The organism is Acidihalobacter yilgarnensis, from assembly GCF_001753245.1.
Classification (GTDB): domain Bacteria; phylum Pseudomonadota; class Gammaproteobacteria; order DSM-5130; family Acidihalobacteraceae; genus Acidihalobacter; species Acidihalobacter yilgarnensis.
The window spans coordinates 3518757-3536631 of sequence record NZ_CP017415.1; the positions used below are offsets into that span (position 1 = coordinate 3518757).

The window sequence follows — 17875 nt, forward strand, 5'->3', positions numbered from 1 at the left end:
CCGCGCGCATCGACCCGGTTGGGCGGGACGAGACCGCGTGCGGCGGGCGCCCTTTATAGCCGTGGGGAATCCCAGATACAAGCCCCTCGGCTCAGCCGTAAGGTTCTTCCTCTCGAGGATCGATCAGACGCAAGCCGTGACGTTCCAGTTCACCGACCCGATAGAGCGTGTGGGCCAGCGTTTGCGGGGCGTGCAGCACCGTCACGTGCATCTTGTCGGCCATCAGTCCGCGTATCAGCTCAAGCATGCCGATCACGGCTGCGGCATCCAGCAGCTCCAGTTCGTCAAGTTCGAGCGTGCATTCGGCACCCTCCTCACCGCGCAGGGACTGCAAGCGCGCATTCAGCGCCGGCACACCGGCCGCATCCAACTCGCCATGCAGGTGAACCGTACCATCGGCGACGCGGTACAGCGCGACCGGCTCGGCCACGCTCAAAGAGCGAGGTCCACCACCGTGCGCCCGCGCAAGCCACCAGCCATCACCTGCTCGAATACACCGGGCAGACCATCAAGGCCAACCGTGCCGGCCACCATTCGCGCCAGATGACGCGGGCGCAGATCATCGCCCAAACGCGCCCACACCTCCCGTCGTAGTGCGGGTGAGCATTCGACCGAATGAATACCAAGCAGACTGACGCCGCGCAGGATAAACGGCAGCACGGTCGTATCGAGCGCGGTACCGGCGGCCAAGCCCACGGCGGCAATGTTGCCGTAGGGTCGCACCGTCCGTGTCAGCCAGGCGAGGATATCCCCACCGACGGCATCCACCGCCCCGCCCCATTGCGCGGACTCCAGCGGGCGAGTGCCCAACTCGAGTTCACGGCGGTCGAGCACGGCGCTCGCACCCAATTCGCGCAGGTAGGCCTCGGCCTCGGGCTTGCCGGTTAGGGCATGTACCTCGTAACCACGACCCGCCAGCAGATCGACGGCGAATCCACCCACCCCGCCGGTCGCGCCAGTCACCAGGATCGGTCCCATGTCCGGGCGCTGGTGGTTTTCCTCCAGACGCATCACCGCCAGCGCCGCGCTGAAGCCCGCGGTTCCGATGGCCATGGCGGCATATTCGTCCAGGCTCGCCGGCAGCGATACGACGCAGTCGGCTGGTACTCGCACGAATTCGGCATAACCGCCATCGCGCGTCTCCGACAAGCCGCAACCGGTCACCAGTACGGCATCACCGGGCGCAAAGGCCGGGGCATCCGAATGCACCACCTCACCGGCAACATCGACGCCACCGACCAGCGGATAACGTCGCAGGATACGCCCGCGCCCGGTGCCCGCCAGGGCATCCTTGTAGTTCACACCCGAGTAGCGAGCACGAATGACTACCTCACCGGGATTGAGATCGTTCAACGTCAACGACTCGATAGCGGCCCGGATCGCGCCATCGTCACCGCGATGGATACGAAAGGCCTTGAAGGTGGCGCTGGACATTCAATCGGCTCCTCTATGGTGTTCGATGTGGTCTCCGACGACTCGCGAAGGCATCAGAAGCGGTAATTGGCCTGGGCGCCGAACATGTTGACGTGCCCACGGTACTGGCCAGTGAGGGTGTTCTGATAGCTGCCTTCGGTGGTGTTGTTGATACTGACATTGCGGAACAGGATATAGGTGTAGCCGAGATCCCAGCTCAACTGCGGGCTGACCCGATAACCCATACCCAGCGACAACCAAGTGCGGTCGCTACCGGGCAGCCGGGCAGTGCGATGACGAGCATCTGGCACCGGCGTCTGATCGAGGGCCAAACCACCGCGCCAGGTCAAACGTTCGTTTTGCCTAAAAGTCAGGCCAACGGCATAACGCATGGTGTCACGCCAGTTCTCGGTGGTCACCAGATCAGGCTGGCCGTTGTCCTTGACCACCCGCAGGCTGGAGAATCGGCTCCACTGGGTCCAGGTCAGATCGCCACTCATCGTCCAGTGGCGATCCAATCGCTGCGACACCCCGAGGGAAGCCATCGCCGGCAGGTCCAGCGCGGCCGAAGCGCCTGTGTCGGCAAGCTGCGGATTGGATGCCAGCAGCGCGGGAATATGGCTGTAGGTCACCTGCCCCTTGAGTTTGTGATCCACCGCCGCGCGGTAGGCAAGACCCAGGCGCGTATCCGGCGTGATGTTGTAGATCAAGCCGATATTCCAGCCAAAGGCCCAGTCGTGACCCTTGACCCGAGCCAGACCGTCAACCTGGGAATTGCCCGGCGTCAGGCCATAGGCGTTGCAGGTGGCCAAACCGCCCGGTACCTGGCCGTGAGCGGCGGCCCCGTAGCACAGCGAACCGCTGTCGATCGCCGAGCTGAGATTGGCTTTTGCGTACTGGGCATCGAGGCCTGCGCCGATGCTCAGGGTCGGGCTCAGACGATAGGACAGCGACGGGCTCAGATTGATGACCTGCACCTGGCTGGTCAGGGCGTGATAGCGACCCACCCAGCCATCCTGATACTGCGTCGCAAGGCCGTAGGGCACGCTGAGACCGAAGCCGACGCGGGTACGCGCGTCCAGCGCGTGGCTCAGAAACAGGTTCGGCACCCAGGCCTGTTCGCCAGCGTTACCGCCGTTATTGCCGTTGGTGATGTTACCGATCCCTGCCACACTCGACTGGCCATTGCTGAACTGGATGTTGGGCGCGATGTCGATCAGACCCGCGCTCAGTTGCGTACCCGACAGATTCGCCATCGTCGCGGGATTGAAATACTGTCCGCTGGCATGGCCGTTGCCGGTAGTCGCGCCGGCGTAGGCATCGCCCAAACCGGTTGCGTTCTGTTCGGTAATGGCAAAACCCGCTGCCAAACCGCTGATCGGCAGACCGAGTGCGGCCACGCCCAGCAGAATGCGCACATGCGCCCGTATCGAATGCTCCATGAGACGCTCCCCCTCGCTGTTTACATTATTTGGTTGTCTAGTCGGTTATCCACACGACCGGTCACGCGTTCATTGCGTGGCTGCAGGCACCGGGCGCGGCTTGCCGTGCTCGTCGATGGCGACGTAGGTCAATTCCGCCTCGCACACGTGGATGAATTCCGGTGGCGCAAGGCTGCGGTGTACGTAGACCTCGACGGCAACCTGGATCGAGGTGCGCCCGACGCCCGCCACGCGCGCATACAGACTGACCAAGTCACCGACCTTGACCGGCTTGAGGAACACCAGCCGCTGTACCGCGACCGTGACCACACGCCCTTGTGCCAGCGCCACCGCAGGAATGCTGCCGGCGATATCGACCTGCGACATGATCCAGCCACCGAAGATGTCGCCACCGGCATTGATATCCGCGGGCCTCGCGGGCACGCGCAGGACGGGCTCGACACCCGCCAGTAGATCCTTGCCGTCAGCCATCGCCATTACCCTCGTACAGGCGGTTGAGGTCATTCTCGTGCAGCGTGAGAATACGTCTGCGTTTGAGTTTCTGCGTCGGAGTCATCAGACCCTCTTCCAATGTCCAAGGTTCAAGTCTGGCGCTCAGCCGCCGGATCTGCGCATAACCGGGGAAATCGTGCAGAGCACGCCCGATGCGCTGCAGTAGACGGCGCTCCACGAAGCGGTCTAGCAGGGCCTCCGGATCTGCCGGATCGACGTCGCAGGCCGCCGCGAAGGCCGGCCACGCCTCGGGATTGAGCACCACCAGCGCCGAGAGATATGGGCGGCCTTCGCCGGCCACTACGACCTGGTCGAACAACTCGTCGAGACAGATCGCGGTCTCCATTTCCGACGGCGGCACTTTTTCACCGTTGTTGAGCACGATGATGTCCTTGATGCGCCCGGTAATGTATAGCCGGCCCGCCTCATCCTGGCGCACCTGATCGCCGGTACGCAGCCACCCGGTATCCTTCAAGGCGATGCGCGTGGCCTCTTCGTCCTGCCAGTAGCCGCGCATCACGTTGGGTCCGCGGACTAGCAGCTCGCTATCGGCGCCGATGCGTACCTCCACGCCCTTGAGCGGGGCGCCGATGCTGTCGAAGCGATTGTCCGCCGGGCGGTTGACGCTAACCACGGGGCTCGCCTCGGTCAGGCCGTAGCCCTGTAGCACCGGGATACCGAGCGCCGAGAATTCGCGCGCCAGTCGCGGTGCCAGGGCCGCCCCCCCGCAGACGGCAAAACGCAGACGGCCGCCGAGCTGCTCGCGAATCTTGGACGCGACCAGATGGTCTAGCACAGGCCACAGCCACTGCGAGGGCCGCCAGGCGGTCAGACCCAGGCTGCGCTCATAACGCCGCGCACCGACATTCACGGCCAGTTCGAACAATCCTCGGGCGAGTGGCGATTTGCGCGACAGGTTTTTGGTGATGCGTGCATGCAGACGCTCATACACGCGAGGCACCGAGATCAGCACCGTCGGGCGCACCGCGCGCAAGTCCTCGCCGAGCTGCTGGACCGAGCGCGCATAAGCCACACGGGCACCGTAGAACATCGGGAAATAGTAACCGCCGGTGCGTTCAAGGGTGTGCGACAGCGGCAGAAAGGACAGAAATACGTCGTCGGCATATAGCGGCTCCACATCGCACACCGCCCAGGCGTTGCCGAGCAGATTGCCGTGGGTGAGCATCACGCCCTTGGGCCGGCCGGCGGTACCGGAGGTGTAGACGATGCTGGCCAATTCACCGACATCCGCGCCAGAGCGCTGCGGTTCGCCGTGGCAACCGAAGCTCCATTCGGCGAAGGATTCGAGGTGCTTGTCGCGCGCGCCGTCCTCCATCTCGATATTGCCGAGGCTAACGATGCGCTTGAGGGAATTGAAGCCGGCCTGCACCTCTTGTAGGTGCCGCCACTGGCGTCTGCCGTTGACCACCAGTAGCCGAGCGCCGGTTTCCTCCACGATATGCGCGACATTATCCGGCCGATCATCGGTATAAAGCGGTACCGTCACCAAGCCCAAACCCAGCGCGGCCTGATCGAGTACCACCCATTCGCGGGCATTGCGCAACATGATCGCAACACGGTCGCCCGGCTGTAGGCCCTCGCGATGCATGGCCGCCTGCCAGCGCCCGACCTCCAGCGCCATCTCGCGCCACGTGGTGTCCACCCAAGTCTGACTGCCGGCATCAAAGTGGGTATAAGCCGCGCGGTCGGGTGTGCGGCGCACACGCTCGTGGAAAAGCCCGCTGAGATTACCGGCTTCCTCAAGCCGGATCAGGTCTGTCTGCGAGACCATGCCGCATCCTTATCCTTGTATTCGTCTCGCCTCTGGCAGACGCGCGCGTCTGCCAGAGGCGGTGTTAAAGTGTAGGTCGCCCCGCCGCCAAGGCGGCCGATAGTAAGTGTAACAGCCCCTTCATCCGGTGCTTACCCCGACATGAAAACTCTGGCTCTGTTCAATCTCAAAGGCGGCGTTGGCAAGACCGTGTCCGCCGTCAACCTCGCTGCCCTCGCCAGCGCTTCCGGACTTAAGACCTTGCTCTGGGACCTCGATCCGCAAGGCTCGGCAGCTTGGTATCTGGGCGTCGACACGGACGAAATCGGCGGCATGAAGCGCCTTGCCCGTGGCAAGACAACGATCGGCGAACTCATCCGGCAAACAGGCGTATCCAGGTTGGATCTGGTGGCCGGCGGGCTCTCCAGCCTGCACCTGGAGGCGGCTCAGGCCGATCATGCCTCGCTGCTGGCACGACTGACCGAGCCGCTGTCCGAGGAGTATCACCTGCTAATCTACGATTGCCCCGCGGGCCTGCAAGCCATCAACGAGGCGGTGCTCGGACAGGCCGACGCGGTTGCGATGCCAATGATTCCCACCAGCCTGTCGGTACACACCTATGAGGTATTCCTGCGCTATCTGAGCAAGCGGCGGCTCAGCGGACTCAAGCTATATCCCTTCCTGACACAGGTGGATCGACGCCGCCGGCTACACCGTGATCTTGTCGAGGCCTTACCCGCGCAGATCCAGACCTTGCTTGAGGCCACAGTTCCCTATGCCTCGGTCGTCGAGCAAATGGGACCACGTCGCCTGCCCCTGCCGCTGTTCGCGCCGAAAACCACGGCGGGACAGGCCTACGCCGCGCTGTGGTCCGAGCTGGCGGATGCGCTCTCTCACAGGCGTCCGGGTTGAGTTCAGGCCGATCATCGGGGGAATCCATTCAACATGACGACAGACGCCGAAAGCGCTGCCGCCACACTGATCCGGTCCCGCGAACTGCTGCTCCTTCGGGCCGGCGGGCCACAAGCGCTCGAATTGACCAACGCTCTGCTCTGCGACGATTTCGTCGAGTTCGGCCAGTCGGGAGGTCGCTATGACAAATCAGCCTGCTTGCACGCCATCGAGCACCGTGCCGAATCCACAGGGTGGCTAAGCGAATTTGTCGCGCATTCATTGTCGCCCAGCTGGATTCACGTGACATACCGCGCTTGGCTGCCACGTCCCGATGGCACCGTATCTCAGTCGCTACGCAGCTCGCTATGGCGTCTGGACGAACGGGGTTGGCGGAATGGCCTTCCACCAGGGCACGATGGCCCTCGACGGCTAAACCCCGCTACGCGCCAGCCATAAGCGCGCGCGCAGGCCCCAGCTAGAGGTCAGGCCGATTAGGCGAAAGCGAATCTGGCCCGACGGGGCCAGCACGAAGCCGGCGGGCACGGCCACCACGCCCCAGCGCCGCGCGAGCGCACCGTCATCGTCGGGTATCACGGTAAAATCCAGGTGACGCGCGCGCATGAACGCCCGAATATGCGCCGCGTCGCCAGAATCCATGGCGACGGTCACTACCGTCCAGTCTTGCGACAGCGATTGCAGGGTCCCCAATTCAGCGCGACACAACGGGCACCACGTCCCCCAGAACATTACCAGCACCGGGCGCCCATGCAGGCCAGCAAGATCAATGACGTGCCCGTCGGTCGCGACGGCGGTCAACGGCGGTGCCGGGCCACTGACAAGATGCCGGGCCTGCCACAGCGAAACGGCCGCGTAGACCACCAGCAGAATCGTCACATCGCGCGCCAGACGCAACCAGGTACGGCGACTCGGGCGCAGTCGTTTCAGCAGGGATCGCATGAGATTCAGCGGATCACCTCGGCTTGGCCTGGGCGGGCGGCAAGCCGCCGCCGTTTGGGGCCCTTGCCTGCCGCCTTGCGCACCAACGGATCCTCATCCTCCAATAGACGCGTGCGCTGCGCGTCGGTCAACAATACGTTACGGGCAATAAAGTAACGCAGATTGGGGTCGCGGTCCTCCACACAGCGCGCCACCTGCTCGGCGGTCAGATCCTCGCGTCGCGCACAAGTGATGCGCACCGTCTGATCCGGGTCCTTGATGAGCTGGGCGATCTCCTCCGCCCGCAGATCGGCGCGACGCCCGAAGTAAATCTTCACCAGACTCCACTGATCGCGGACCAGGAGAGGTCGAAAACCGGCATCGAGGTCCACCGCCAGCGCCAACGACTTGCGCTCCTCGGTCGACAGGGCTCGATACAGCGCCTCATGATCCATTTTTTCTGTCCTTCCCGACGAAAGGCGTCAAATTACCGGCTGAGACGCCACCAGCCAAGCCCCTACAGGGATGCCGCTCCCGACATCCTGCGTTACACTCGACGAAAATGCCGATCCGCAAGAGCCGCCTGCGCATGAGCCTGGCCGAAGCCATTCCCAAGATCCCCCGCATCATCGTACCGCGCACCGCTGGTGTCATCGCGCTCGACCCACCGCTGTCTGGCGAGGCGCGGGAGGTGGCGGTGCACAGAATCAAGACACTGCTACGCGAGCGCAACGCCGTCCTGGTGGCGCATTATTACGTTGACGAGGCACTCCAGTGCATCGCCGAGGAAACCGGTGGCACGGTTTCCGATTCCCTCGACATGGCCCGCTTCGGTCACGAGCATCCGGCCGAAACCATCGTCGTCGCCGGTGTGCGCTTCATGGGCGAGACCGCCAAGATACTCAATCCTGAAAAGCGCGTGCTGATGCCAGCGCTTGAGGCCGAATGCTCGCTGGATCTCGAATGCCCTGCCGAGCAATTCATTCCCTTTTGCGACGCGCATCCAGACCGCACCGTAGTGGTGTATTCCAACACCAGCGCGGCCGTCAAGGCCCGGGCCGACTATGTGGTCACCTCAAGCATCGCGGTGAAGCTCGTGGCCCATCTGCACTGCCAGGGCAAAAAGATCATCTGGGCGCCCGACAAACACCTCGGCGATTACGTCCGCCGTGAAACCGGCGCCGACATGCTGATGTGGAACGGCGCCTGCGTGGTACACGATGAATTCCGCGCCCAGGCCCTCGAACAGCTCAAGGCGCAGCACCCGGAAGCCGCGGTGCTGGTCCACCCCGAGTCGCCGGCTGCCGTGATCGCACTGGCCGATACCGTCGGGTCGACCACGCAACTGATCGAAGCCGCACGCAACTTGCCTAATCGCACGCTCATCGTCGCAACCGACAATCGCATCTTTCACAAGATGCATCAGGCAGCACCTGACAAGATCCTCATCGAAGCACCCACCGGGGGACACGGCGCTACCTGCAACAGCTGCGCGCACTGCCCCTGGATGGCGATGAATTCACTGCGCGCGCTGCTGAAGGCCCTGGAAACAGGTGTGGGTGAAATCCACGTGGAGGAACGTATCCGCGTCAAGGCCCAGCTGGCCACGCAGCGTATGCTGACATTCGCCCAAGACCTCAAGCGCGAAGTTATGGGCTTGGGTGACGCATGAAAATCTCATGAGCACCACCTCGCAGCGAGGCACGCCACCAATCACACTGGATGTGCTGCGCAAGTTGGTGCAGGATTTGCCGCCAGCGGAAATCTCACGTCTCCCGGTCGACAAGCTCCCCGACAATATCCCCGAGGATCTGGTGGAGGAAGCGCCATATTACTCGCGCAATGCCCTCGAAGGCCTGATCATGGAGGCCAACGCCTACCACCTTTCGCTGCGTGTACGCTTGCAGGAATCGATTGGCGACGACGCGATCGTCGCCCTCGATAAATCGCGTCACGCTGGCGCCACCGCCAACATCCGCGTCTTTCGCAACAAATTGCTCGAACTGATTTCCCTGCGTCAGGATATTGCACGGGGGAACGGCGAGCCGATTTCGTACTGCTCGCGGCCAATATCAAGCGCATGAATGATCTGTTGATCGATGTTCGCGCCGAGCTGATCGAAACCATCCGGGCCCGCGAATTACTGCGCGAGCGCATGCCCCGCGATGAGCGCCTGCAGCCATCCGTACGTCAAGCCGGCGAACGCCTGGATCAGGCAATCAATGGGATCAACCAATTGCTCGGGCAGTTTTTCACCCTGCGACTCCAACTGACCCGGCTTGAGATGTCACGCAAGCGTGCGCTCGTGGAATCGCTGCAGGAAAAACGCGAAACCATCCGCCTGGAGCTGCAGCAACTCTCCAAGGAACTGCAGTCCACCGGAGGGCTGTTGCAGCGCACCCTTCATCGACGCAAGACGCAGGAACAGCAAAGCGGCCTACAGACACGCATCATCCATCTCGCGGCCGAACTCAAGAGCGCGGACGTTCCCATCTCCGAAACCGACCTGACCAACTGGCTCGACACCATCGTCGATGCCAGCCTGCATCCGCAGGCGCGCGAGTTCGTGCGTGAGCTGCTCAGTCAGGCACGCACCGCGCTGTATTATCTGCTCAACCAGTACTGCATGATGCAGGAACACTCCGCCCGACAGATCGCCAGTAATCCCTTCTTGCAAGTCGACCCGCAAGGAGCCATCCGCTACGTGCTCAAGTCCGAAGAATTCATCCTGCTTTACTTCGCACGCAAACGCGAACAGGCCACCGCGTGGCTCAGCAACGCTGCGCTGATCCGCATGGAGGACCTCGACGAACTCGAAAAAGACTTGGTACACGCATTGCGTCGCAGCGCTCGCCTGATCGGCTGAAGCCTCGTCAAGTCGCTCTTTCTATAACCCGCGCAGCAGAACACCCCCCAGCCAGGACGCCCACTGCGCATGCAGCGACACATCCACACCCTCGTCGCGCGCACAGGTCTGCAGGTAGCGCTGCAATTCCTCCAGCAACTCCGAGTCCATCAACTCCGGGGTCTCCGGCAATGCCGCGTGTAACGTGCGATACACCAGCTTCAACTCATCCAGCGGATATTGATCCAACGTATTCACGTGTAACTCCCAAAGACGAGTGAACCGCTATTGTCCGCGTCGCGATACCTTGCGCCAATAACTAGTGCATGTATAATTAGCCTACTAACTATTAACCCGACCCCATTCAAACCATGAACGATGTCCACGAACAATTCGGCGGCCACCTCTCGGAAACTGCCCGCGTCTGGCGCAACAAGCTGGATCAGCGCCTGCGTCCCCTCGGTCTGAGTCAGGCCAAATGGATGGCCATCCTATACCTCTCCAAGCAGGGTGACGGCCTGATGCAGCGTGAACTGGCAAATCTGCTCGGCATCGAAGGCGCCTCGCTGGTCGGTCTACTCGACCGCATGGCACAGGACGGCTGGATCGAACGCCGCGAGAAACCGGAGGATCGCCGCTGCAAGTCCGTACACCTGACCGAGCAGGCACATACGCTCTCACGCGAGATCAAGGCTATTGCGGGAGCCTTGCGGCGCGAACTACTCGACGGCCTGAGTGCCGAAGAGATTCGCTGCTGCGAGCACGTCCTGACTCACATCAAACAACGTGCCGCACAGATATGAGCCCCGCTTACCACTGACACCGAGGACCGCATGAAGCGCAGCTTTAAGATCGCCATCAGCGTGATTGTCGTAGCCGGATTCACCGCCGCCGCCTACGCCTACTGGCGTCACGGTGAGTATTACCCCAGCACCGACGATGCCTACGTCGGCGCACATACCATCAACGTAGCACCGCGCGTCTCGGGTCGTGTTGTCGCCGTACCGGTCCACGATCATCAGTCGGTTACCGAAGGGCAGGTGCTCTATCGCATCGATCCCACGACCTTCAAGCTTGAAGTCGATTCGGCCACTGCGGAGCTGGAGTTGGCCAAGCAGCACATCACCGCCCTACAGGCGGCCGTCAACGCGGCCCGCGCCGATGTCAGTCAGGCTCGCGTGCGGCTCGCCAATGCCGAATCCAAGGCCAAGCGCCAACAGACCCTGGCCAAGCGGGGGTATACCAACACCCAGGCCGTCGAAGACGCGACCGATAACGCCCACGCCGTACGTGCCGCCCTCGCCGTTGCCCAGGCAAATCTGCAACAGGCACTCGCCCAGAAAGGCCCCGCGGGCAGCGCCAATGGCCAGATACAGGCCGCCCAGGCCGCGCTGGGTATTGCAGAATCCAATCTTTCCGACACCACGGTCACGGCCGCCTGCAACGGCGTGCTGTCGCAACTGAGCCTACGCCCAGGCGACTCGGTTACGCTTGGCCGACCGAACTTCGTGCTGGTTTGCAATCAACATTGGTGGGTGGATGCCAACTACAAGGAAACCGACCTGGCGCGCATTCGGCTCGGACAATCGGCGACGGTGACGGTCGACATGTATCCGAACCATCCGTTTCACGGCAGGGTGGTAAGTATTAACCCGGCCAGCGGAGCCGCCTTCTCCCTGCTACCCCCGGAAAACGCCACGGGCAACTGGGTGAAGGTCACCCAGCGTGTACCCGTGCGCATCGAAATCCTAAACGCACCCTCCCATTACCCCTTGCGGGTAGGCACCTCTGCCGAGGTTACCATCGACACGGTCGGTAAGGCCGAGTCCAACGGACCCTCTCCGCACACCACCCCGTGAATCCCACGGAGACGAACGCGCGCCAGCGATTACTCATCACCATCGCCGTGATGTCGGCGACGGTGATGCAGGTACTGGATACCACCATCGTCAACGTGGCCCTGCCGCATATGCAGGGCCAACTCAGCGCCACGCGCGACCAGATCTCGTGGGTACTGACCAGTTATCTCGTCGCCTCGGGCATCTTTATGCCGCTGACCGGTTACTTTACCGACCGACTCGGGCAGAAACGCTACCTCATGCTCAGCGTGGGAGGCTTCGTGATCAGCTCGGCGCTCTGCGGCTTGTCCACCAGCGTCGCCGAGATCGTCATCTTCCGTCTGGCACAAGGCATATTCGGTGCCGCCCTGGTCCCGCTGTCGCAGTCGCTGATGGTCAATACCTACCCCTTGGAGCAACGCGGTCGCGCAATGGCGATCTGGGGTATGGGCGTGATGATCGGCCCGATCCTCGGGCCAACGCTCGGCGGCTACCTGACCGAGGTGCTCAGCTGGCGCTGGACCTTCTACATCAATGTACCGGTGGGCTTGCTTTCGCTCCTGCTCACCTGGCGCGTCATTCCCGATACCGAACGCCGCGAGCGTCGCATGGATTGGACGGGATTCCTGCTCATGGGGCTCGCCATCGGCGCGGTACAGTACGTGCTCGATCGGGGCAACGAAGATGCCTGGTTCTCGTCGAACACCATCGTCCTGCTCACGGCCATCGCCGTGCTCAGCTTTGTCGGCTTCATCGTGCATGCGATCCGCGCGCGGGAACACGCCATTTTTCGACTCGGCATCTTTCGAGACCGAAATTTCACCACCGCGAGCCTGCTGATCGCCGTATTCGGACTCGGCCTCTACGGCACCGCACTGGTCCAGCCACTACTGCTTGAAGGCTTACTCGGCTATCCCGCGCTCACCACCGGCCTGGTCATGGCCCCGCGCGGGCTGGCCAGTATGTTCAGCATGATGCTGGTGGGCCGCCTGATCGGGCGGGTGGACCCGCGGATACTGATCGCCAGCGGCATCCTGCTAGCAAGCACCGGCGCCTGGGCGATGACGCTATACAGCCTCGACATCGATACCTTCTGGTCGATCTGGCCGATCGTCCTCCAGGGCCTGGGCATGGGACTGATCTTCGTGCCGATGTCCACCGTCGCCTTCTCGTCATTACCCGCACGGGATTCGGCCGAGGCCGCTGGGCTCTTCAGCCTGCTGCGCACCATCGGCTCCGCGATCGGTATTTCCATCGTGTCTACGATACTGACTCGGCACACCCAGATCGCCTGGAATCAACTCGGCGGCCATATCACCGAAATGAATCCGGCCGTCGACCGCTATCTGGAGGGTCTGGGCATGAATGTACATTCGCCGGCCGCGCCTCAACTACTCGGGCAACTACTACACCGTCAAGCCGACATGGTCGGCTTTCTGGATGGTTTTCTGCTGATTACCTGGGGGTTTCTGATCATGCTGCCGTTGGTGCTGCTGATGCGTCGCGTCGACCTCAATCGCACACCCAGTGCATGAGCGAACGGCTGCAATAATCGTCCGCCGGGGAAGCATCGACTATCCTTGAGCGATGGATCAGAATCCCGGCCTTACCGCTTGCCGCGGCCAAGGACGCGGCCGATTGACGGGGGACCCCGTATGTATCACACCATTTTACTGGCCTACGATGGCACCCGCGAGTGCCGCATCGCGCTGCGCGAAGGCGCCGACCTCGCCGTCCTCTGTGGCGCCAGCGTCGTCTTGCTCTCGGTCATGCCGCTGTCGCTCGGATTATCCGTCGGGGAGGGTTTCAACGCCGGCGAAATCCTGAACGCGGATCACGAACGTTATCAGGGCATCCTCAACGAAGGCGTTACCCGCCTGCACCAGCGTGGCCTTAACGCTCACGGTCGTCTGGTACTCGGTGACCCCGTCGATCAAGTCGTCAATGTTGCGCGCGAGATCGAGGCCGATCTCGTGGTACTCGGACACAGCCGCCGCACCACCATCACGCGCTGGTGGCGTTCCTCGCTGGGCGCTTCTCTGCTCGAAGAACTCGAATGCAGCATTCTCGTCGCCCAAAATCCTGGGGCACCGACACCACGCGAATCGCCGGAAGCCAGCGCCTGATGCCCTACAAGCGTCGAGCCCGTGTGTTGTTCGTCGCTGATGGGAGCGAGGCCGCGCTTGCCTGCGCATGTGCCCAGCGCCTCGGTGCCGACTGGCTCGACCCGAGCGCGGACAAGTCACCACCGAGTGCCGCCACCTTGGCTTGGGCCGATCTCGTTGTCAGCCTCGATGATTCGGCGCAGGCTACCATGCCCTCGCTGCCACCCAACGCGCGCCACGTCCATTGGCACATCGCCGGACACGACGAAATCGAGCGGCGCATGCTCGGCATGATCGGCGGTATGCGCCTGCTCTCGCGCAATCTCGAAGACCCAACATGAACGATAAAACCGACACCAAAGTCGGCACCTCCCCCAGGGTGATCGGCCCGCACAGCCGCGTACGCTTGCATTACGCGATCACCCTCGAAGACGGCACGGTCGCCGATGCCACCGTCGGCGAGATGCCGCTTGAAATCGAGCTTGGCAGCGGTGCACTACACCCCAATCTGGAGCGGCTTCTACTCGGACGAGTGGCCGGCAGTAGCGATGTCGTCGTCCTGCCACCGGAGCATGGCTTCGGCGCGCGCGACCCCGCTCAGATTCAAACCCTCCCACGCCACGATTTCCCCCCGGACATGAATCTCGCACCCGGTGACATCGTCGGGTTCACCACGCCGGGCGGGGACGAACTCCCTGGCGCGGTGATCGAATTGGATGACAGCGCCGTCACCCTGGACTTCAATCACCCCTTCGCTGGCCACACACTGAGCATCGGCCTGAATATCATCGACGTGGACGAATAAACGTCTAATCCAATAGCCCCGCTCGGCACGGGGTGACTGCGCAAGGCAGCTGCGGTAACGTAGTCGCCCCGATCGCCCGCCAACCCAGCCAGGGGACCACGCCATGGACATCCTGTTAGCCAACCCGCGCGGCTTCTGTGCCGGCGTGGATCGCGCCATCGACATCGTCGAGCGCGCGCTGACCTGCTTCGGCGCGCCCATCTATGTGCGACACGAAGTCGTGCACAATCGCTTCGTAGTCGACGGCCTGCGTGCCAAGGGTGCTGTTTTCGTGGAAGAACTCGACGAAGTACCGGATGGTGCCACCGTGATTTTCAGTGCGCACGGCGTCTCGCAAACCGTACGTCGTCACGCAGAATCACGCGAGTTGACGGTATTCGACGCAACCTGTCCGCTGGTGACCAAGGTTCACATTGAAGTTACCCGCTTCTCCCGCGAGGGCCGCGAGGTGATTCTCATCGGCCACGCCGGACACCCCGAGGTCGAGGGGACCATGGGACAGTTCGACAGCCGAGCCGGCGGGCACATGTATCTTGTCGAATCACCGCAGGATGTTGCACACCTAGACATCCAAGATCCCGAACACCTAGCGTTCGTCACACAAACGACGCTGTCGGTTGACGATACCAGCGCGGTCATTGATGCGCTGCGCGAGCGATTCCCGGCGATCGAAGGTCCTCGCCGTGACGACATCTGCTACGCCACCCAGAATCGGCAGGACGCCGTGCGTCGATTGAGCGAAAACTGCGACCTGATCCTCGTCGTCGGTTCACCCAACAGCTCCAACTCGAATCGCCTGCGCGAACTGGCCGACAAGGCCGGAATACCTGCTTACCTCATCGATGGCGCCAGTGATATTCGCCGCGAATGGCTGGAGGATCGCCATCGTATCGGTATCACGGCAGGTGCATCTGCGCCGGAAAAACTGGTCCGCGACGTCATCGCGCAATTACTCGCCTGGGGCGCCACAGGCGTTAGCGAACTGGCGGGGCAGCCCGAAAACATCACATTCAGCCTACCCGCCGCCCTACGCGAAGCCACCGCCTGAGCAAGGCGGCTCAGGGTCGCACCGCTTCCGTTTGGACTATTGTGGTATCGACCGTCTGCGCCAGCAATCCACGGTTGACCGCAACGCAGTCGAATTCGATGACGCGCATCGCGTCATCCCGCGTCACCGGAAACAAGCCCGTGACATCGAAGCCGGATTCTCGAATCGCTTCGATCGACTCCATATAACCCGGCATCCCGGTATAAATACCCAACACGGACACTTCACTCTGCAGCGCCCGAATATTGCGCAGGCTTTCCCGCGCGCCTCGGAGCACATTCAAGTCATATCCTTGGGTATCCATCTTCAGATAGGTATTGCCGAATTCACGCGTCCCTGACATTTCCGCCATAAATGTATCCAGGCGCTTGACCCCCACGTTTTCCTTGTGGTCGAGTACATTATCGGCCGCAAAATCCTGGACAACACTATGATCGGGCTCCAAAAAGGAACTGAATACCGAAGTAGCCATCACATTCAGCGTCTGTTCGGTATCTGCCTCCCCCAGTGCGAATTCGAATACCTCCCACTGCTCATCTTCACGGGCACGCGTCGACAATGCGCTCGCCAACTCGTGTACCGGCTCAAAGGATAGAATCAACCCTTCGTAACCCACACGACGCCTCAGAAAATCTCGGTACTGGCCCTTGTTGGCACCGACATCGAGGACGCAACGAATATCGAGAAGATCGAACAACGCCTCGAGATGTCTTGCGTAGTCCGCATCCTTCAACTGCCATTCGGGAATCAAGCGGTAGCCCATCCGGGCGATGATCCCCTCAGCCGTACGTTTGACCATGCCTCGCATTGACCTCTCCATGTCAAATTACGGATTTACCGCACCAATTGCCGTCACGGCGAAACCCAACGCGCCACTCTCATTACTGCCAGCGGCTAGCCTATTACGCCATACCACACGCTTATATAGCACCATCATGTGAGCATCGTTACCGGCAAGCACACTGGCGTGACGGTTAGACAGCAGGCAGGGCATACATGCCCCATGTCCAACATCGCTCGAATGGTGTGCATAGACGTTTCATGGATATAACCCCCGAATACTACACCCGGGCACCGCAGCCTCACTGGCCCGATAGAGGTGCTTACCGCGTCCGGCATACGGGCTCGTCGTCGGTTCGCCTAACAACCCCAACTCGATCCGTACGATAGCGGCGCGGCTTCGGCGGTCGCCCTCCATGATCAGCCACGAGATCAACCGTAATGGTGGCCGGACCACCTACCGGGCCGCACAAGCCGATCAGGCGGCCTGGGACCGAGCGCTTCGCCCCAAAGCCTGCAAACGGGTACAGAATCAAAACCTGGCCCACCTTGTGGCCCAGGGACTCCGCGCATGGTGGTCACCGGAACAGATTGCCGGTTGGCTCAAGCGTACTTATCCGAATGACGAGTGCTACCAGGTGTCGCACGAAACGATCTATCGCAGTCTCTTTATCCAGGCGCGAGGGGCGCTGAAGAAGGAACTGCTGGGGTATCTACGGCGTACGCGCGTGATGCGCAGATCTCGCCATCATACCCAGAAAACCCTCGATCACGGCCGGATCCTGAATACGGTATCGATCCGGGAGCGTCCGGCCGAGGCCGAGGATCGAGTCGTACCGGGGCACTGGGAGGGTGACCTGCTCTGCGGCGGGCGAGACAGCTAGATCGCCACGCTCGATGAACGCCATTCCCGTTACGTGATGCTGGTGAAAGTGCCCAGGAAAGACAGCGAGACGGTGATCAACGCGCTCATCAAACAAGCGCACAAGCTACCGCAGCAGCTGTATCGGTCGCTGACCTGGGATCGGGGCTCTGAGATGGCGCAGCACCAGCGGTTTACCCTGGCAACTGACATCCAGGTCTGTTTCTGCGATCCACACAATCCCTGGCAACGTGGATCAAACGAAAATACCAACAGACTACTTAGACAGTATTTTCCAAAGGGCCCGGATTTATCTGAATATTCACAGGACAAGCTCAATACAGTAGCCAGGCAATTAAACTCCAGACCGAGAAAAACCCTAAACTATGAAACACCGGCCGAACGATTTAACCAGTTCGTTGCATCCGCCGGTTGGATCCGCATCATCGATGGCGCGAGTGATATTCGCCGAAAATGACTGGAAGAACGCCTCATATTGGCATCACGGCAGGTGCATTTTCGCCGGAAAAACTGGTGTGTGACGTCACCGCCCAGCTACTCCCCGGGGTGCTCCAGAAGTTACGGAACTCGCGGGGCACGAGGAGAAAATCACCTTCGATCTGCCAAATTCCCTGCGTAATGAA

21 protein-coding genes and 1 pseudogene are annotated in these 17875 nt (G+C 61.8%); 13 read left to right on the forward strand and 9 right to left on the reverse strand.

What is annotated here, in order from left to right:
- Positions 1 to 91: 91 nt before the first annotated feature.
- From BI364_RS16890 to BI364_RS16910, 5 genes are all read right to left on the reverse strand, one after another.
- On the reverse strand, positions 92 to 430 hold the full coding sequence (locus BI364_RS16890) for an STAS domain-containing protein (RefSeq protein ID WP_070079729.1): 339 nt from the start codon (positions 428 to 430) through the stop codon (positions 92 to 94).
- Between the two features lie 2 nt (positions 431 to 432).
- Positions 433 to 1434, reverse strand: coding sequence for an acrylyl-CoA reductase family protein (locus tag BI364_RS16895; RefSeq protein WP_070079730.1), 1002 nt, complete (start codon positions 1432 to 1434; stop codon positions 433 to 435).
- Between the two features lie 53 nt (positions 1435 to 1487).
- Entirely contained in the window at positions 1488 to 2855 is a 1368-nt protein-coding gene (locus BI364_RS16900) for an OmpP1/FadL family transporter (RefSeq protein WP_083251494.1), read from the reverse strand.
- 69 nt (positions 2856 to 2924) lie between these two features.
- Positions 2925 to 3326, reverse strand: a complete 402-nt coding sequence (locus BI364_RS16905; RefSeq protein ID WP_083251577.1) for an acyl-CoA thioesterase — start codon at positions 3324 to 3326, stop codon at positions 2925 to 2927.
- Positions 3319 to 5139 (reverse strand): AMP-dependent synthetase/ligase, encoded by a 1821-nt coding sequence (locus BI364_RS16910; protein ID WP_070079732.1) that lies wholly within the window; start codon positions 5137 to 5139, stop codon positions 3319 to 3321. The genes BI364_RS16905 and BI364_RS16910 overlap by 8 nt, the downstream gene beginning before the upstream one ends.
- Before the next feature lie 141 nt (positions 5140 to 5280).
- Between BI364_RS16910 and BI364_RS16915 the strand changes: the two genes are divergently transcribed.
- Both BI364_RS16915 and BI364_RS16920 read left to right on the forward strand, forming a co-directional pair.
- The gene (locus tag BI364_RS16915) at positions 5281 to 6030 is read left to right on the forward strand and encodes a ParA family protein (RefSeq protein WP_070079733.1); all 750 of its coding nucleotides are present in this window, start codon (positions 5281 to 5283) and stop codon (positions 6028 to 6030) included.
- Between the two features lie 33 nt (positions 6031 to 6063).
- Positions 6064 to 6468, forward strand: coding sequence for a nuclear transport factor 2 family protein (locus BI364_RS16920; protein ID WP_070079734.1), 405 nt, complete (start codon positions 6064 to 6066; stop codon positions 6466 to 6468).
- On the opposite strand, the gene BI364_RS16925 is transcribed toward BI364_RS16920, so the two are convergent.
- Both BI364_RS16925 and BI364_RS16930 read right to left on the reverse strand, forming a co-directional pair.
- Positions 6442 to 6969, reverse strand: a complete 528-nt coding sequence (locus BI364_RS16925) for a protein disulfide oxidoreductase (protein ID WP_070079735.1) — start codon at positions 6967 to 6969, stop codon at positions 6442 to 6444. The genes BI364_RS16920 and BI364_RS16925 overlap by 27 nt on opposite strands.
- A gap of 5 nt (positions 6970 to 6974) precedes the next feature.
- Positions 6975 to 7403 (reverse strand): hypothetical protein, encoded by a 429-nt coding sequence (locus BI364_RS16930; RefSeq protein ID WP_070079736.1) that lies wholly within the window; start codon positions 7401 to 7403, stop codon positions 6975 to 6977.
- Positions 7404 to 7537: 134 nt separating this feature from the next.
- Here BI364_RS16930 and nadA point away from each other — a divergent pair, with 134 nt between their 5' ends.
- The 3 genes from nadA to BI364_RS16940 are packed head-to-tail and all read left to right on the forward strand — an operon-like array spanning position 7538 to position 9814.
- Positions 7538 to 8620 carry a quinolinate synthase NadA gene (gene nadA, locus BI364_RS16935; protein WP_070080184.1) on the forward strand — a complete coding sequence of 361 codons (1083 nt, stop codon included), beginning with the start codon at positions 7538 to 7540 and terminating at the stop codon, positions 8618 to 8620.
- A 7-nt stretch (positions 8621 to 8627) separates the two neighbouring features.
- Positions 8628 to 9032 (forward strand): hypothetical protein, encoded by a 405-nt coding sequence (locus tag BI364_RS17705; protein ID WP_156782823.1) that lies wholly within the window; start codon positions 8628 to 8630, stop codon positions 9030 to 9032.
- Positions 9029 to 9814, forward strand: coding sequence for a hypothetical protein (locus tag BI364_RS16940; protein ID WP_083251496.1), 786 nt, complete (start codon positions 9029 to 9031; stop codon positions 9812 to 9814). The genes BI364_RS17705 and BI364_RS16940 overlap by 4 nt, the downstream gene beginning before the upstream one ends.
- A gap of 21 nt (positions 9815 to 9835) precedes the next feature.
- Here BI364_RS16940 and BI364_RS16945 read toward each other — a convergent pair whose 3' ends face one another.
- Complete coding sequence (locus BI364_RS16945) at positions 9836 to 10051, reverse strand: hypothetical protein (protein ID WP_070079737.1); 216 nt, start codon at positions 10049 to 10051, stop codon at positions 9836 to 9838.
- Positions 10052 to 10164: 113 nt separating this feature from the next.
- On the opposite strand from BI364_RS16945, the gene BI364_RS16950 reads away from it, so the two are divergent.
- The 7 genes from BI364_RS16950 (at position 10165) to ispH (ending at position 15589) form a co-directional block, all read left to right on the forward strand.
- The gene (locus BI364_RS16950) at positions 10165 to 10596 is read left to right on the forward strand and encodes a MarR family winged helix-turn-helix transcriptional regulator (protein WP_070079738.1); all 432 of its coding nucleotides are present in this window, start codon (positions 10165 to 10167) and stop codon (positions 10594 to 10596) included.
- A gap of 30 nt (positions 10597 to 10626) precedes the next feature.
- Positions 10627 to 11652 carry an HlyD family secretion protein gene (locus BI364_RS16955; RefSeq protein ID WP_070079739.1) on the forward strand — a complete coding sequence of 342 codons (1026 nt, stop codon included), beginning with the start codon at positions 10627 to 10629 and terminating at the stop codon, positions 11650 to 11652.
- Positions 11649 to 13166, forward strand: coding sequence for a DHA2 family efflux MFS transporter permease subunit (locus tag BI364_RS16960; RefSeq protein WP_070079740.1), 1518 nt, complete (start codon positions 11649 to 11651; stop codon positions 13164 to 13166). The genes BI364_RS16955 and BI364_RS16960 overlap by 4 nt, the downstream gene beginning before the upstream one ends.
- Positions 13167 to 13286: 120 nt before the next feature.
- Positions 13287 to 13757 (forward strand): universal stress protein, encoded by a 471-nt coding sequence (locus tag BI364_RS16965; RefSeq protein WP_070079741.1) that lies wholly within the window; start codon positions 13287 to 13289, stop codon positions 13755 to 13757.
- On the forward strand, positions 13757 to 14077 hold the full coding sequence (locus tag BI364_RS16970; RefSeq protein WP_070079742.1) for a low molecular weight phosphatase family protein: 321 nt from the start codon (positions 13757 to 13759) through the stop codon (positions 14075 to 14077). The genes BI364_RS16965 and BI364_RS16970 overlap by 1 nt, the downstream gene beginning before the upstream one ends.
- Complete coding sequence (locus tag BI364_RS16975) at positions 14074 to 14541, forward strand: FKBP-type peptidyl-prolyl cis-trans isomerase (protein ID WP_233279548.1); 468 nt, start codon at positions 14074 to 14076, stop codon at positions 14539 to 14541. Before BI364_RS16970 ends, BI364_RS16975 begins: the two co-directional genes overlap by 4 nt.
- Positions 14542 to 14644: 103 nt before the next feature.
- Positions 14645 to 15589 carry a 4-hydroxy-3-methylbut-2-enyl diphosphate reductase gene (ispH, locus tag BI364_RS16980; protein ID WP_070079743.1) on the forward strand — a complete coding sequence of 315 codons (945 nt, stop codon included), beginning with the start codon at positions 14645 to 14647 and terminating at the stop codon, positions 15587 to 15589.
- A gap of 10 nt (positions 15590 to 15599) precedes the next feature.
- Here the strand turns inward: ispH and BI364_RS16985 are convergent, their stop codons facing one another.
- The gene (locus BI364_RS16985) at positions 15600 to 16397 is read right to left on the reverse strand and encodes an FkbM family methyltransferase (protein WP_070079744.1); all 798 of its coding nucleotides are present in this window, start codon (positions 16395 to 16397) and stop codon (positions 15600 to 15602) included.
- A 343-nt stretch (positions 16398 to 16740) separates the two neighbouring features.
- Between BI364_RS16985 and BI364_RS16990 the strand changes: the two are divergent.
- Positions 16741 to 17709: pseudogene (locus BI364_RS16990) on the forward strand (IS30 family transposase); the annotation flags it as partial.
- Positions 17710 to 17875 lie beyond the last annotated feature (166 nt).